The sequence below is a fragment of the Clostridium sp. DFI.1.208 genome, from assembly GCF_024463855.1.
Classification (GTDB): domain Bacteria; phylum Bacillota_I; class Bacilli_A; order Erysipelotrichales; family Erysipelotrichaceae; genus Clostridium_AQ.
In genome coordinates this window covers 1-16,517 of sequence record NZ_JANGCA010000026.1, presented here as the reverse complement: position 1 = coordinate 16,517, position 16,517 = coordinate 1, and the positions used below count along the sequence as shown (strand labels likewise).

Below are 16,517 nucleotides of genomic sequence, written 5' to 3'. Positions count from 1 at the left end.
TTCAAATGCTACAGCACTTCATACTAGCCCTTCAGCTATCGCTCATGGACACGATATTTCAAGAATATGCAGCTTCCCTGTTACCATCATCAAAGCGCTTTGTCATCCACCTGATCCAGATAGCTGCGCACGGCCTTCATGACATCCTTTAAACACCCATCCGCAAATGGCACCTTCAGATTCGCTGCCGCCACGATTTGCGTAAATGTCTTTGTTCCACCTATCTGGCAGATACGATAATAATCCTCAAATGCGGTTTCATCCTTCTGATACAGGCGATACCAGAACTGTAATGCACACACCTGCGCCAGTGTATAATCAATATAATAGAATGGTGTCATAAAGATATGACTCTGACGGAACCACCATCCGCCATTCTCCAGAAATTCACAGTCTGTGTAATCCTTATGCGGCAGATACTGCTTCTCCAATCTTCTCCAGGTCTGCCGTCTTTCCACCGGTGTCATTTCCGGATGCTCATACACCTCGTGCTGGAAATGATCCACCAGAACGCCGTAAGGAATGAACTTAGCAGCACCCCCCAGATGCAGAAAACGATACTTATCCGCATCCTCCTCAAAGAAGGTTTCCATCCATGGCCAGGTAAAGAATTCCATACTCATAGAATGAATTTCACAGCTCTCATAGGTTGGCCAGATACACTCCACCGGTCGGATTCCCATGGAGGTAAACACCTGAAAGGCATGTCCTGCCTCATGAGTGAGAACCTCCGCATCATGGCTTGTCTTATTGAAATTACTGAAAATAAACGGAGAGTGATCCTCAGCAAACACGGTACAATAGCCTCCGCCTGCCTTCCCCTTTTTACTGTCAAGATCCAGCAAATCATGCTCCACCATGAAATCAAAGAATGCTCCACAGCGTGCATCCAGCTCATGATACATTGTATTAGCCCGTGCAATCATTTCCTGTGTATCGTATTTCGGTGTCGGATTGCCGCTCGCAAATTCATATTTTTCATCATATACATGCAGTCTGTCATAGCCTAAACGTTCCCGCTGCCGTTCATATAATGCATTGCATAACGGTACGACATCCTCCAGAACCTGCCGGCGGTAATTTGCCACATCCTCCTTCTTGTAATCAAAGCGGCACTGCAGCATATATGCCAGCTCTACATAATTCTTATAGCCCAGCTTTTTCGCCATGCGATCGCGTACCTTAACCATGCGGTCATATAAATCATCAATCTCGTCCTGCTGTGACTGCATCCATCCCCAGTATGCCTGGGTAGCTCGTTTCCGAATGTCCCGATCAGCGCACTCCATTTTTACACCAAGCTCTGATAAGGTATAGATATCACCATCGAAGGGAATCTGTGCACTGGCAATCAGTTTCTGATAACTGCTCTGCAAGCGGTTTTCCTCCTGCAGCTCTTCAATGATTTCATCACAAAAGCTCTTCTGTGCAAACTCCGCAAGCAAAAAATAGGTTTCCGGAACATCCTTTTTCAACTCCTTGGCAAATGGAGAAGCCAGTACCTCTCTGTCAAACGCCGTTGTCAGGGACTTCATCTTCGGCATTGCCTCATCCCAGTAATCGTTTTCTGCCTGATAAAAGGGATCTGCCGTATTGATTGTATAGCGGACATAGCAGATATTATACATCGTATCCAGATGCTCAAATGCCCGTTTCCCCTCATCAAATGCTTTCTTAAAGCTTTGGTAATCCTTTGCTTCCTTCAGCCTCGTGCCTGCCTGCTGCATCGCCTCTGCATAAGCCTCATAGCTGTAACGCTCATACTTATAATCCTTAAATTTCATGCTATCACCTCATGAATCATTATACGAGAAATTTCATGTAAAAGATATCCAAACAATGTGAAAATATGTCTCTTTCCTTTTGTTTATTGGATATGTGCACACATATCCTGATCCCTTCGTACAAATAAAGGGAGTGTTGAACAGGGGAATCCACGGCAGTTTTCAACAGAAATACAGGAATACATGCTGGAACATTGTTCACATATGCTTTCTAAATATAATATTGTCAGTAGTTAAGGTATATGGATAAAAGATATGATTCTTCTATACCACTATGTAAAAAGAAAAAACCGTTTGAAACGGCTGTTCATTCGTTACAGGCACTATCCCTGTAACATAATGAACTATCACCAGTTCAACGGTTTCCCTGTTTATACTGTTCTCGCATTCTCGCATACTCTGCTTCATATGCGGATAAAATGTTTTGCATTTCCTCGTAGGTTTCAATTTTGGTCAGCTGATCCTTGAGCTGATGGCTCTTTGGCAGCCCCTTCACATACCAGGCAGCGTGCCCGCGCATTTCACGAATACCGACGAATTCACCCTTTAGATTACACAGGCGTTTTGCGTGCAGTCTGGCCATTGCGAATTTTTCCTCCAGCGTTACCTCCGGCATATGCTTACCACAATCCAGATAATGAACAATATCCTTAATCAGCCAGGGATCGCCCAAAACACCGCGGCCGATCATGACAGCATCACTGCCGGTTTCCTTCAGCATGCGCACTGCATCCTCACCGCTTCGCACATCACCGTTTCCCATTACAGGAATGGATACAGCTTCCTTCACCTTTTTAATATAGGACCAGTCTGCGCAGCCTTCATACATCTGTTTTCTGGTTCGTCCATGCACAGCAAGTGCCTGCACTCCGACAGACTCCAGACCACGGGCAAGCTCAAGACATGTAATCTGATCCATATCCCAGCCGATTCGCATTTTTACGGTAACCGGCTTCTTTACACTCTGTACAACAGCCCTGCTCATTTCCACAGCATGATCGACATCCTTCATCAGGGCGCTTCCCGCAAAGGATTTCACAATTTTTGTGACAGGACATCCCATATTGATATCAATGATATCACAATCGGTTTTTTCATCCAGAAATTTTGCGGCATACACCATTGTCTCTATATCATGTCCGAATATCTGCATGGCCAGGGGATGCTCCTGTTCCTCAACATCCGTCATTCCTACGGTTTTTTCATTATCATAATACAGCGCCTTATCCGAAACCATCTCCGTATAAATAAGTCCGGCACCGAATTCCTTGCAGATTACGCGAAAGGCAGGATTGGATATCCCGGCCATCGGTGCGATTACCACTTGATTCGGTATCATGATATCTCTGATTTTCCAGCTGTTATTTGGCATGTGTCTCGATAAACCTTTCCAGCTCCAGGAGCTCTTCCTCGCTGAATTGATATTTCTCTCCACAGAAATTACAGGTGATTTCACAGCCGTGATCCTCTTCGATCATCTGCTGGCGTTCTTCCTTTGGAAGGGTTGTCAGAACACGCTTCATGGTTGCACGATCACATTTACAGCGGAATTCAATATCCTGTCCTGTCAGGATTCTGACATCGTCAAACAGATCACGCAGAATATCCTCCAGACTGGCGTATTCCTGAATCATGGTGGACATATGCTTTAGATTTGCCACAATCTGTTCCACCTTAACGATATCCGCTTCCTCTGCGTCCGGAAGCATCTGGATAATCATGCCACCTGCAGAAAGGATGGAATTGTCGGTATTAACGAGCACACCGACACTGACTGCGGACGGTGTCTGTTCGCTTGCGGTAAAGTAGTATGCAAAATCATCACCGATTTCACCGCTCTGCAACGCAACGGTACCGCTCCAGTTTTCCTTCATGTTCATATCCTTCACAACTTCCAGATAACCGTCTTTCCCCACAGCAGCTCCGACCGCCAGTTTTCCGGTATCATTGTATTGCAGCATGATATGCGGGTCACTCACAAAGCCGCGCACATGACCGTCACTGTAGGCGTCCACCAGAATAGTGCCAATGGGACCTCCGCCGTTGATGCGAATCGTAATCTGTTCCTGTGCTGTTTTCAGCATGCTTCCCATCATGGAGCCCACAGTCAATACGCGTCCTAAGGCAGCCGCACTTGTCGGCCATAAATCAAAACGTTTTCTTGCTTCCTCCACCATATGCGTAGAAGAGCATATATAGATTCTCACATGCTCATTGCATGCAAGCGCCTTTACTAAATAATCTTTCATCATTGATATCACTCCCTGCCCTACAGGCAAATGTAGTATACCACAAAAACCTGCAGAATGAGAAGAAAATCGACTTCGTTATACTGTTGTGTACGTAGAATGCTGCAGGCAAGGAAAAAGAGGGTGAATGTATCTGATATATAGAAAAAGGCACAGCATTTTGTCATCCTGTACCCGTCTTTCGCATACGTTAATCGTACGGCTTGATTTCCACTGTCTTTTTATCAAAGTCAAGGAAGGTCTGAAACGCATTGCGATTCTCATCCTCATCCCAGATTTCCACAAACCGCGGTGTTACCTCTATCAGAATCTCTGTATCCTCGTGGCTGTATGCATTATAGCTCTGCCACAGATATTTCTTATACAAGGCTTCAAACCTTCTTCCCGGCTCATCCACGACAAGCCCCTTGTTTACGGCGATTCCCTCTACCTGAACGCCGCCTGTGCAGAGTGCCACCTGCGGGTTCTGGTACAGCTGCTGTGTCTTGCGGAAATTCTTATCTGTCTTAAAATAGATTTTTCCATCATAGAACAGACAGCTTACATTACGTACCATGACGTAATCATTGACGCTGGAGCCAAGGGCCATAATCTTGGAATCCCCCAGCTTGTGAAACAGCAATGCTACTCCTTCTTCAAATGTCATCTTCATTTCCTCCTTACTGACTATTTGCGAATCGGTGAATCATCGGACTGATTTTCTTATATACGGCAAAGGTTATCAGGCAGCTGATCCCGTATTTTATCAGATTAAACGGAACAATGCCCAGAATCACCATGGTAGTGACAGAATTCATCATCGGATTGACCTTGGAACAGGACTGGATAATCTGATCCATATTCATGTTATACAGGGCAACATAGAATGGAATAATCAAAAACAGATTGGTTAATACAGCAAGTAACGTACTAGCCAAAGTTCCTGCCGCCATTCCCAGCAGTGCTTCCTTTCGTGTCTTCTTATGACGATAAAGCAGGGCGGCGGGTAATACAAGGGCAACTCCCAGCAAAAAGCTCTGCAGCTCTCCGGTAAACATGGAATTGGAGCCGGAAATCACCATCTGTACCATAACACGGATAAAGACAATTAGAACGCCTGCCACCGGTCCCAGAGCGAAGGCTCCAATCAGCTCCGGTATCGCAGCCAGATCAAAGCTTAGAAAGGGCGGCATAAACGGAATGGGAAAGCGAAACATCATCAGTATCGCTCCCAGTGCGCCAAGCATGCCAATCAGGGCAAGCCGCTTTGCACTCATGTTGTTTTTCAATTCACATCTCCTCCATTTCAAAAAAACACCTGACTACGAAAAAACTCGTCTTCAGGTGTATGTTTACAGAAAATGTCTTTTCTCATCCGGACTTTACCGTCGGTGCCAGAATTTCGCTGGCTCAGCCGCTCATTACGCGGGTCATGGACTATCACCATCGGTAGGGAATTTCACCCTGCCACAAAGACTTGTTATTCAATTTTGAATGCAGGTCATGCGTCAACACAATCTGTATTTTTATTATAACTCATGAAACAGGATGTGTAAATATGAAACAGAAATGTAATTTTTTCAGTAGATGCTCATCGCCATGTGAAAAAGGGCTTGTCCCCGGATACCGATAGGAAGAAACAGCAAGCTCTCTTCGGCATGCTATAAAAATATGGAAAGCCACATACAGGTGGGTAAAGCTTTGTATATATTTCATTTCCCTTTTGGCATACAAAAAGTACAAGAAAAATCAATAAAGTGTGGATAATTTAGGAGTTTCACAGATTTCATACGTATAAAGGGGTGTAAGGAACCCTTACAGAATGGAGGACATGAAGATGTCAAATCAACTGAATTACAGCAATGATCTATTTTTTAAGTACACCCTTTCCCGTGAGGACGAAGGCTCCGTGTACGCCCGCAACACCATTATTCAGCGTGCTACCGGAATCAGGGTTAAGGAAAGTACCGTCCTGAATCCGAATCTGGATCCGGGCATCATTGGAAAGAAGCGTATCATTCTGGATGTCCATGTGAAGGATGAAATGAATCGTCATTTCAATATCGAGATGCAGACGACCTATAAGGGAATAGCGGAAATGATGCGCTTTGAATTTTATGGAGCCAGAGCATTGAATAATCAGCTGAATAGTGGAAAGAAGTACAAGGATTTAAAGCCGGTATACCAGATTATTTTCATTGATGAGTATGCATGGAACAACCGAAATCTGATCAATCACTACCAGATGCGCAATGAGCAGGGAGAGAATGAAAGCTACTATCCGCTTATCCTTCGCACCTATATTCATATGCCGGCAATCAATGACATTGTAAAGGAGAAGGAGCTGCAAAGACTGAATGACTTTGAACAGCTGGTGTACCTGTTTGAAAACAATGAAAAAAATGATATACTGAAGTCAAAGGAAAGGCTGGTGAAGGTATTCGTGGATAAGTACGAGGAAATGCAAAAGGACGATGAGCTGTGGTCAACCGCAATGGCCATTCAGATGGGAGAGGCACGTTACCGCTATGGCTTGGAGGACAGCTTTGAAGAAGGAAAAAAGAAAGGAGAAGAATTGCTGTTAATCAAACAGCTGGAAAGTAAATATCATGAGGATTGTTCAGCCTGGCTGCAATCTTTGAGCAATGAACAAATCGAAGCCGTATCCAGCTTGATCCTGGTCTGTAATTCTTTTCAGGAGCTGAAGGATCAGGTTATGTCAATGAAGTAATACATACAATCCAAATAAAAAAACTGTTTTATAAGCATATGCCTCTATAAAACAGTTTTTTAATCTATTCTTTCTGCCGCAGCCTTATCACAGGTATCGAAAATATTGTTAATACATTACATGAATGGATGCTGCATATTTTTAACAGGTATAGAGTGCTCTGCTGTTCATACGTACAATGCTCATAGGGAAGGAAATCATACACCTAGAATTCAGCACAGAATTTGATTAACTCCTGTAGGGATATGCTTTCCTTTAGCATGGCATATACCTCCCTCAGCTTATCCGCAGCGTGAAAATTCTCATACAGCTTCATAAGAGTATCCAAATCGTTGCCTTCCTTAACCACAGCATACCGCATAGCCGCAGCTGCCGTAAGTACGATATACCCGCATTTCTGTCCATATTTTTCAGCAAGTCGGAGCGGTTCATACAGCCGTTCCTCTTTTTTCAGCTTACGTTGTGCCTGCCGCGCATTGCGATACACCGTATCATAGATATCCCTGTTACGGAATTTATGCACGGCACGCATGGTAAAGGCAAGCTGCACATCCTGTTCCACCGCATACTCCTTTGCGATGATCGTACTGACAACTGGTACTGCTCGATCCATCAGCTCCATAATCTGTGTATCATTTGCGGCTTCTCCATAAACCTCATATTGTAGAAAATCCCCCAGATATGCAACGATCGCGCTCATGAAATTATACGTATAAATTTTTCTTTGAATCAGGGATGGAAAATCTGCTTCTAGCGGCATTCCCTGAAGGTCTAAAAGCATCCCCTTTACACTGCCATCCACCGGTAGCTCTGCGACATCCTCGCTAATCAGTGCCAGACTTTTTTCCTCTGGCTGCAGTGTGGTACAAAAAATAACACCCTCAGAAATACTATTGGATATATTCGCATCCACAAGCGGCTGTTTTACGTGGACACCGTTTTCACAGCATATGATCCGCAGCTGCTTTTCATCGCACTGTTCAGCCGCAGCACGCAATAGCCCCACCAGCTCCTTTATATTCCCTGCGAATACACTTGTCGTGATCAAATCTGAGTGTGCCAGCTTCTCCACGGCTTCCTCCTCTGCCGTCGTATAGGCATCATAGCCGGTAATTTGAATCGGCTTCTTCGTATCACCAAAGTAGTGAACGGTATAAGATTTTTCCGCATTCAGCTGGTCTATAAGCTCTTTATTTTTATCAATAAACGTAATATGATATGCATTTGCCTGCAGGATGGGTGCGATAAAGCCGCGCCCTGTCTGTCCTGCGCCAATAAGTACTGCTTCTTTCATGTTCCTCCAGTCTCCCATTTCTCTATGGGACCATATCGCAAGGCAATAAGCATCACTATGACACGCATAGCCTTGCATTTTTGCATTCCTGTGCAGTAGCTGCATGCTTTTGGGCATAGCACGCACCTTATGGAAAGCGGCCTGCCCTGCAGACCGCTGTATTCTTATGCAAGTGGTTACGATATAACCCTCGTGTTATCTATCCCTTGCTTTTTCCTCCGGATACCGGAATGGTGACGCCGGTGATATAGCTGGCATGATCGGAAATCAGATAACAGATCAGATCCGCTACCTCATACAGATGTCCCGGTCTTCCTAATGGTATAGAGGATTTGTAATTTTTGAAGAACTCCTCCGGCTTGGTATTGACATCCCAGCCGCGACCATATGCCTGCGCTCTATATTTTTCATCATTATTGGCAGGGGTACGATCCAGAATATCTGGTGCCACACCGACAACACGAATATTATACGGTCCCAGCTCCTTTGCCCAGGAAATTGTAAAGGCATGAATCGCAGCCTTTGTGGCAGAATAGCAGCTATGTCCTCGGGAGCCCATCAATCCTGCACAGGAAGAGAGGTTGATGATAACTCCCTCCTTTTTTCCATACAATACGCGTGTCACCGCCTGCGACACCAGAAACGTTCCCTTCTGATTGACACCGACCATAAAATCAAAATCCTCTTCGCTCAGCTCATACTGCGGTTCACTGCCATAGTAATCGACAAGAATCCGCGGTCTGGTTACACCGGCATCGTTTACCAGAGCATCCACTGTCCCGAATTTCTGTACTACGGCATCAACACCAGCCTCGACCTCCTTTTTATTACGGATATCCAGATGCACATACATCTTACGCTCATCCTCACAGAAATCCTTTGGCTTTGCCAGATCGAAGATTGCGACTCTGGCATTGCAGGCAAGCAGATCCTTTACCATAGCTTCCCCGATTCCCATCGCACCACCGGTCACAATCACGACCTTGTTATTCAAATCAATCCATTGCTTTTGTTCCATACATGCTCCTCCTTAAACGATACCGAAGAAGGAAAGTACCACAGACAGCACCAGGATGGATACCAGAATGCGTACATACTTCGGCCCGCTTTTCTTAATATAGAAATAAATGCCAAATACGACGAGCAGCGGCAGAATATTCGGGAAAATCTTATTCAAAACATCCTGCAGCAGCTGTTTTTCACCAACTGCATTCGCCCATGATATTGGTGTAACAAGCTTTACATAGGTGGAAGACAATGCTCCCATCATAAACAGACCAAGCACACTGGCTGTCTTAATGAACTGATTCAGCTTACCGGATTTCAGAATGGATACCACAGATTTTCTTCCCAGTGTATAGCCCTTTGTGACAAGTGTATACGCAAGGAAAGTTATGGCAACACCCCAGATCAGCAGTGGACCGACGCCTGCCAGCCAGTTCCCCTCTGCGGCCAGTGGAATAAACATGGATAACAGCAGCGGACGAAGCATACCGTGATTGATGGTATCTCCAATTCCTGCCAGTGGTCCCATCAGACCGACCTTCAGGTTGCTGATCATATCTGCGGAGGCCTCCAGCTCTTCACTGCCTGCCCCTTCCTGCAGCATGATTGCGCGCTCCTCCTCCAAAGCGCAGGTCATACCGAAGATAACGGAGCCCCAGGTTGCCTCGGAGTTATAGAACATCAAATGACGCTGTAATGCTTTCTTGTATTCCTCTTCATCCTCCTTATACAGCTTCGCAAGAATTGCACTCATACCATAGGAGAATGCCGGAGCCGTCAAACGCTCAAAGCCGGAATTCACCTCGGCTGTAAGATAATATTTTGCCCAGCCCTTGATTACTTCATTTTTCTTCAGATTAAGTTCGCTCATATCAGAAATCTCCTTCATCATCATCTACAACGACTGTACTGCCGGTACTGTTGGTAAACTGTGATTGAAGAATTGCAATACAAATTGCAATTACCGCAATTCCTATCGTATTCATACCTGTGTAGGCATACATTGCAAAGCCAAGAATAAAGTATGGGATAAGCTCCTTTTTCCCAATGACCATGATGGTTACCGCAAAGCCAAGGGCCGGAAGCAGACCGCCCGCAACACTCAGACCGTTCATTGCCCATGCAGGAATCGCATTCAGGAACGCGGATACGGCATCGGTTCCAAACAGCAGTGCCAGCGTTGTCGGAAGAACACGCAGTGGAATGGAACAGAAGAACGGATACCAGAATTCCGCTCTGCCCATCGCTTTCATATCCCCTTTTTCAGCTGCCTTGTCCGCAAGGTGGACAAAGTAGGAATGATAGGTACGCTTCAGATTATCCAGCAGGACTCCCAGAAGTCCTACCGGAACAGCAATGGTTACAGCAATATCCGGCGCTAATCCGGCTGCCAGTGCCACCGGAATCGTAATGCAGGATGCCAGCGCTTCATCCGCAGGCAGTGTACCGCCCGGAGCTATTGCGCCTAAATAAATCATCTGTAGAGATGCGCCGATTTTCATCGCATCCCCCAGGTTTCCCATAATAAGTCCAATCGGAACCGCCAGAACCAGTGGCTGACGGACGAGATGCAGTGTACCATACCAGAGTTTATTGGTTGCCAGCCAGTAGAGTACACCAAATACCAGGGCTAATCCTATGTTCATAAATATCTCCTTTTCATTTCATTTTATAATTCCTGAAATATGCTTTTAATACTCCCTCATTGCTGTACCATGCAGTTTTTAACAATCGTTTTTCACCGCATGGCAGCATTATTTCCCGCGTACTTCCTTTAAAGCGTCGTGTAGTGTGAATGCCGGATCCTTCGGCGTTACCTGCAGCGTAACCTCTACACCCTCATTCTGCATAGCCTCCAGCATATCCGCTTCCTGTTCACTTAACGACAGCTCATTTGAAATCATGACCTTGTTTGTCCCATTGCCAAGACCGCCCACCTGCAGTGCCTTCATCGGAAATCCCAGATCGAAGGCCTTCTTTGCATTTTCCACAGACTTAAACAAAATCAGCAGCTTCTTATCCTTAAATACATCCTTTTTGAATGCAGCTACCGCTTTTTCTATCGGACGTATTGCCACCTTTACGCCCGGAGGCGCTGCCATCAGGAATACCTGTGCCAAAAACTTGTCTGCCGCCAGCTTATCATCCACTATCAGGATGGAATCTGCGGATACCTGCTTGATCCAGTTGGTGACAACCTGACCATGCATCAGTCGAAAATCAATACGTATGAGCTTAATTTCTGACATGCTGCTCATCCCCTTTCTTCATCGAATGCTATCGGTTCCGGCTGTATAATAGATGCTTTCGCCGCCTCAAGACCAGCCTCCATCAGCTCCTGAATCGTACATTCGTCATTGTTGCGCTTCAAGATCAGCTCTATCAGCATCGGCAGATTGACACCGCATAGTACATGGAGTGAAAACTCCCGCTGCAGCATCATCCCTACATTGGAGGGGGTTCCTCCATACAGGTCTGCCAATACAAGGATTTCTCCTTGAACGCCTGTAAGATAGTCTCTGACCTCCTCGTAATATTCCTCTATTGACATTCCGGACAATAGTGAAACAGCATGAACATGCTCTGTTTTCCCTGCAATCAGCTCTGCGCTTTTGATCAGCTCCTCTCCAAATCTACCATGATTCAGTATCACATACGTTATCGGCTCTATCACTTCTTCACTTCCTTTACCTACGGTTCAACGGCCTTTGAACTACACCCTTACTTTACCATTCTGTGATCCCTTTATTTTTTCTTTTATTGCACCAGCAATCGTGCAGCTTTTCTGAAGGATTGCTTTTTCGCTTCTGCACGGATGCTCGTGCAATAAGATTAAAATATTTTTGAAATAGATTGGGTTATACTAGAAAATGAAACAGAGGGGGTAATGATTGCAGGTGATAAAATGCTGACAAAGAGACAATACTCGATCTTATCTTTTTATGTGGACAACAGGGGAACGTATGTTTCATCCAATGAACTCGCTGCTATGTTTGATATCAGTGTACGGACAGTAAAAAACGAGCTGAAGCTCGTCCGTGATTTTTGCGATTCCTATTCCTCATTTGTACTGGATACACTTGCAGGAAAGGGAACCAGATTATGTGTACTGGATGATACGGCATTTGAAAAGGACATGGAGATTCTGCGCAAGAAAACGCTGCAGCTTTCCTGTAATACAAAAAACCGTGTCCATTCCGTTATGAAAATGCTGATGGATGCGACAGGCTATGTATCGAAATATACACTGACAGAGACCTTTTATATCAGTGAATCCACACTGTATCACGCACTGAACGAAATCAAAAAGCTTCTGACGCAGTATGATCTGACACTGATTCATAAAACAAATCTGGGCTATAAAATCGAAGGAAGAGAAATCGACAAGCGGATGTGCATCGCGAAAAATGAAATCAATGATGAATCCGCCGATCATTTCGCATTATCCGAGGATGTGTCGGATATTTACAATGTAGTGGCGGATGTGTTTTTCAAGTACCATTATCAAATCAATGAACAGACCATTCAGAATATTACCGCGCATATTGCACTCACATTGCGCAGAGTCAGAAAAGGGCATTTCATTGAACAGCATATGGAACAGGATATGCCGGATTCCACAGAATATCAGATTTCTACGGAAATCCTGACACGCTTTCTTACCAGATACCGTATTAAGAAGCAATACATGTTAAATGAGATCAATCTGTTAACACAGACCATTTTAGGAAAGCTTGATTATTCCAGAAATGATCGTCTACAGAAAGAGGTTAATGATTTTATCAACGATTCCTTTCTGTATATCCGCAACAAGTTCTGTGTCAACTTTGAGCCTGCGGAAAGCCTGAAGCTGTTTCTGGCACTACATCTCGTACCGCTGATCTATCGTATCAAATCCGGCACACAGCTGAATAACATGATGGCACCGGAGATTAAGCAGTCCTTTCCGCTTGCTTATGATATTGCCTTATATTTCACGCTGCTGATTAAGGAACGGTTTCACCTGAGTGTTTCTGCGGATGAAATTTCCTATCTGTCCCTGTATTTCAATTATGGGCTGGAAAATATTCATCTGGGAAATTCTGCTAAGAAAATATTGATTATCACATCGCTTCGCAAGTCAGAAACAGTTCTGCTGCGTCATAAGATTTTGACTTGGTTTCCCAATCAGATTGCAGAGATTACCTTTATCACAGGAGATGCTGACGATTTTGATACCGAGGATTATGACGCTATTTTCTCCACCGACAGAGACAGTGAGAAATATAAGGGTGGTATCACGCTGATCAGTATCTTCCCGGATGAGAAGGATTTCGAGAAAATCAATCTGGCGATCAACGGCTATACAGACACGGATTCCATTCTTGAAAAATTCAGCGAGGATTGCTATTTCTATGGAGAAGTAAAGGATAAAGAAGAGATTCTGGATATTATCTGTCGCAATGCCATTGAAAAATATAGCCTTGACGATGAATTTCTGGAGGTCATTAAGGCAAGGGAGCAGATAACCAGCTCTTACTTTGGCAACTGTATCGCCGTACCGCATCCGCTCACACCGTTTTCGGATGAAACCTTTGTATCGCTGGGGGTATTGAAGAAGCCGATCGCATGGGATAAAAATCACAATGTTCGGATCGTTATGCTGGTATCCATCGAAAAGAACAATCCGAAGGCGTTCCAGTTCTGGTATTATATGAGTACCTTTGTGCGCAATGAGGAGCTATTGCAGAATTTTTTCAAAAAGCCCAGCTTTCTGCATTTTACGGAAATATTGAAAACATCACTGGAAAAGGATTTCGACTAGCCTGCTGGTTGGAATTCTTTTTTCCTATAGCTACTTCGTTCACATGCTTCTGTTTTGTAAAAAAAGACAAGCTTTAAGTTATAGATTCGCTCCTGCTTACAGGGATACCTGTTTTTATGCACGTACAGCCTTGGTGCTGCATATGTAAAAATGACATCTGCACTCCTGTGTAAATGTCATTGTTTCGGTTATTGTAATTCAATTCTTTTGATATGCTTCCATCGGTTGCATTTCCAGCTGCTGTTCCTTCCTTTTGAGATCTCGATAGAAGAACACCATCAGGCACGGTCCCATGAGCGACCATGCAATCGGTTCCGCAAGGCATACACCGGTATAGCCGGTAAACGGAATCAAGGCAAAGGTTGCCGCTATTTTCACCGCCATTTCGATACAGCTGGAAATAATCGGTCCCCTGCCGTTGCCCAGTCCCTGCAATCCGTTTCGATAGATAAACAAGACAGCCAGGATGAAATAGAAGACACTGCTGATGCGGGTATAATAAGCCGCCAGAGATATAACTTCCGTCTGCTTTGCATTGACAAGGAAGCCGATGAAGAAGTCAATGCAGGTAAAGGATAAGAGAACCACAATGCACACCCACAAAAAGCTGATCCACACACTGGATTTCATACCGGCGCGGATTCTGGAGAAGCGCTGTGCCCCGAGATTCTGAGAGACAAAGGTCGTATCGGCAATCGCAATGCTGATCAGCGGCTGCATAAACATTTCCACTACCTTGCGGGCTGCGGTATGCGCTGCGATCGTTACTTCTCCCAGACTATTTACTGCACTTTGCAAAATGACAGAGCCAAGAGAAACGATGGAATTCATCAAGCCCATGGAAATCCCCATGGATAACTGCTTTCGCAAGATTTCACGCTCGACATGGAAGTCCTCTTTTTTTACGATGAACATCGGATATTTTTTACGCATATAAAGAAAGCACAGGATAACGCTAACCAACTGTGCAATAACGGTAGCATATGCTGCCCCAGCCACACCCAGCTGAATGATCGCAATGAAGATGTAATCCAGAGCCACGTTCAGAATGGATGCAATGATTAGAAAATACAGCGGTGTCCGACTGTCTCCGATGGAACGCATCATACTCGCCATCATATTGTACGCCATGGTCACAAACAGTCCCACGATAATTATGGTCAGATAGGAATCCGCCATCCCCAGAATGGAGGAGGGTGTCTGTAACAGATACAGCAGCGGCTTTTTCAACAGGATTGCGACAGCAAAGATTACCACAACACTGATCATGCAAAGCTTGATACAGCCTGCTGTGGCTTTTTTCATACCTTCTTCATCACGCGCTCCGTAATATTGTGCAATCATGATGGAAACGCCCATGGAAACACCGGTACAAAGTCCAATAACCAGATTGGAAAGCGATGCACTCGCACCGATAGCCGCAAGGGAATTTACCCCCAGAATCTGACCAACCATCATGGTGTCCGCCATGGTATAGAATTGCTGAAATACATTACCGAGTAAAACAGGTATTGCAAATGCCATAATCAGCTTTGTGACATTGCCCTGTGTCATATTTTTCATATTATCACCTACAAGGCTTAATTTTATCATATTTTTCACAATAGGAATACAGGAATAGAAAAATATACTGATGACTTTTAAATCATTTAAGAGGATTATTAAAAAATGACAGAACCCTACATGATCCGGCATCGTATTTATTTCTTTTACAAGATTGTGGTTTATGAAAATGCTGCTTCACAACATCAATTATGAGTATACGCGAGCTTCCTATTCCTTCGCATACATCTGTTTACCTATATCCATTTTTTTTACTGTTATATGATAAATTAAGAAAACTCATTTTCCCCTGTATGAGCAGCACTGTTTCCCTGTTTCAGCACAATGGTATCACCTGTACAAAAAATTCAATGATTTTCGGCAGTGATTCTCTGGATAGGTATTCCTGAAACTGCAGATATTCCTGCGACTCCAGAAAGCAGGTATTGGAGGAGCGCAGATGGTATACGATATCCCCAACCGGATTTGTTCCCATCGCAATTTCACCATATGCAAGAGCGCCCATAGCAAATTTAAACCCGATGGATATCGCACCGATACTGTATACACCAATAGCAATCGCACCGATGCTGATGTAGCCAATCGCCAGACAGCCAATGGCAAAGTAGGATAATGCGAGCGGACCGATGGCGAACAACAGCCCTAGCGTGAGCAGACCCAGACTGCATACTCCCACGCTTAATAGACCAATGGAAATCACACCAACGGAAACATTTCCTATCGCAATAATTCCCCTGGCAACACGCCAGTAGCCTTCCTCCGTGCGTCCTCTTCCAACATTGATGTCCACGAGTGGAATCCCACAGATTGTCAGCCTGGAGCGATACCGCTTTTCATACGTATAGCGGTTATGCACATAGATAACTTCCTTTTCCTTAATAACCTCTTTCTCCAGAGGGATTTTATTTCCCAGCAGCTCATCAATGCTGACCTGCAAGCTTCTGGAGAGTGTTTTCAGATTCTCCATATCCGGATTGGCAGTACCAGTTTCCCTTAGTTAAAGATATGAACCCTCTTTATCAGTCTACTTTTCCAATAAATCGGTAGTATATCTCTATTTCCTGTATTCTTTCGTTCTCCTCATTCGTTGTTGCTTCGTGAATAAGGA

General features: G+C 44.6%; 16 protein-coding genes and 1 riboswitch. Of the genes, 2 read left to right on the top strand and 14 right to left on the bottom strand.

The window, feature by feature from the left end; all coding sequences use genetic code 11:
* Positions 1–89: 89 nt before the first annotated feature.
* The 5 genes from NE665_RS13910 to NE665_RS13890 all read right to left on the bottom strand — a co-directional run bounded on the left by NE665_RS13910 (position 90) and on the right by NE665_RS13890 (position 5,301).
* On the bottom strand, positions 90–1,784 hold the full coding sequence (locus tag NE665_RS13910; protein WP_117444017.1) for a M3 family oligoendopeptidase: 1,695 nt from the start codon (positions 1,782–1,784) through the stop codon (positions 90–92).
* Between the two features lie 355 nt (positions 1,785–2,139).
* Positions 2,140–3,156 (bottom strand): tRNA dihydrouridine synthase DusB, encoded by a 1,017-nt coding sequence (dusB, locus tag NE665_RS13905; RefSeq protein ID WP_117444018.1) that lies wholly within the window; start codon positions 3,154–3,156, stop codon positions 2,140–2,142.
* Positions 3,146–4,036, bottom strand: a complete 891-nt coding sequence (hslO, locus tag NE665_RS13900) for an Hsp33 family molecular chaperone HslO (protein ID WP_117444019.1) — start codon at positions 4,034–4,036, stop codon at positions 3,146–3,148. The genes dusB and hslO overlap by 11 nt, the downstream gene beginning before the upstream one ends.
* Before the next feature lie 187 nt (positions 4,037–4,223).
* Positions 4,224–4,679: a pyridoxamine 5'-phosphate oxidase family protein gene (locus NE665_RS13895; protein ID WP_117444020.1), complete on the bottom strand. Its 456-nt coding sequence runs from the start codon at positions 4,677–4,679 to the stop codon at positions 4,224–4,226.
* 13 nt (positions 4,680–4,692) lie between these two features.
* Complete coding sequence (locus tag NE665_RS13890; RefSeq protein ID WP_117444021.1) at positions 4,693–5,301, bottom strand: ECF transporter S component; 609 nt, start codon at positions 5,299–5,301, stop codon at positions 4,693–4,695.
* A gap of 70 nt (positions 5,302–5,371) precedes the next feature.
* A riboswitch (FMN riboswitch) is annotated at positions 5,372–5,493 on the bottom strand.
* A gap of 356 nt (positions 5,494–5,849) precedes the next feature.
* Here NE665_RS13890 and NE665_RS13885 point away from each other — a divergent pair.
* On the top strand, positions 5,850–6,743 hold the full coding sequence (locus NE665_RS13885; RefSeq protein WP_117444022.1) for a PD-(D/E)XK nuclease family transposase: 894 nt from the start codon (positions 5,850–5,852) through the stop codon (positions 6,741–6,743).
* Between the two features lie 205 nt (positions 6,744–6,948).
* Here NE665_RS13885 and NE665_RS13880 read toward each other — a convergent pair whose 3' ends face one another.
* The 6 genes from NE665_RS13880 to NE665_RS13855 all read right to left on the bottom strand — a co-directional run bounded on the left by NE665_RS13880 (position 6,949) and on the right by NE665_RS13855 (position 11,716).
* The gene (locus tag NE665_RS13880) at positions 6,949–8,037 is read right to left on the bottom strand and encodes a mannitol dehydrogenase (RefSeq protein WP_117444023.1); all 1,089 of its coding nucleotides are present in this window, start codon (positions 8,035–8,037) and stop codon (positions 6,949–6,951) included.
* Between the two features lie 199 nt (positions 8,038–8,236).
* Positions 8,237–9,055: a sorbitol-6-phosphate dehydrogenase subunit gene (locus NE665_RS13875; protein WP_117444024.1), complete on the bottom strand. Its 819-nt coding sequence runs from the start codon at positions 9,053–9,055 to the stop codon at positions 8,237–8,239.
* Positions 9,056–9,067: 12 nt separating this feature from the next.
* Entirely contained in the window at positions 9,068–9,913 is an 846-nt protein-coding gene (locus NE665_RS13870) for a PTS system mannose/fructose/sorbose family transporter subunit IID (RefSeq protein ID WP_008816388.1), read from the bottom strand.
* Position 9,914: 1 nt separating this feature from the next.
* Entirely contained in the window at positions 9,915–10,688 is a 774-nt protein-coding gene (locus tag NE665_RS13865) for a PTS sugar transporter subunit IIC (protein WP_117444025.1), read from the bottom strand.
* A 108-nt stretch (positions 10,689–10,796) separates the two neighbouring features.
* Entirely contained in the window at positions 10,797–11,291 is a 495-nt protein-coding gene (locus tag NE665_RS13860) for a PTS sugar transporter subunit IIB (RefSeq protein ID WP_117444034.1), read from the bottom strand.
* Between the two features lie 5 nt (positions 11,292–11,296).
* The gene (locus NE665_RS13855; protein ID WP_117444026.1) at positions 11,297–11,716 is read right to left on the bottom strand and encodes a PTS sugar transporter subunit IIA; all 420 of its coding nucleotides are present in this window, start codon (positions 11,714–11,716) and stop codon (positions 11,297–11,299) included.
* Positions 11,717–11,947: 231 nt separating this feature from the next.
* Here NE665_RS13855 and NE665_RS13850 point away from each other — a divergent pair, with 231 nt between their 5' ends.
* Positions 11,948–13,846 (top strand): PRD domain-containing protein, encoded by a 1,899-nt coding sequence (locus NE665_RS13850; protein ID WP_233104794.1) that lies wholly within the window; start codon positions 11,948–11,950, stop codon positions 13,844–13,846.
* 198 nt (positions 13,847–14,044) lie between these two features.
* Here the strand turns inward: NE665_RS13850 and NE665_RS13845 are convergent, their stop codons facing one another.
* The 3 genes from NE665_RS13845 to NE665_RS13835 all read right to left on the bottom strand — a co-directional run.
* Complete coding sequence (locus NE665_RS13845) at positions 14,045–15,409, bottom strand: MATE family efflux transporter (protein WP_117444035.1); 1,365 nt, start codon at positions 15,407–15,409, stop codon at positions 14,045–14,047.
* A 316-nt stretch (positions 15,410–15,725) separates the two neighbouring features.
* Positions 15,726–16,376 carry an XRE family transcriptional regulator gene (locus NE665_RS13840; protein ID WP_178760076.1) on the bottom strand — a complete coding sequence of 217 codons (651 nt, stop codon included), beginning with the start codon at positions 16,374–16,376 and terminating at the stop codon, positions 15,726–15,728.
* Positions 16,377–16,428: 52 nt separating this feature from the next.
* Positions 16,429–16,517, bottom strand: an 89-nt coding sequence (locus NE665_RS13835) for a DUF4368 domain-containing protein (protein ID WP_256302557.1), incomplete at its 5' end; no start/stop codon positions are given.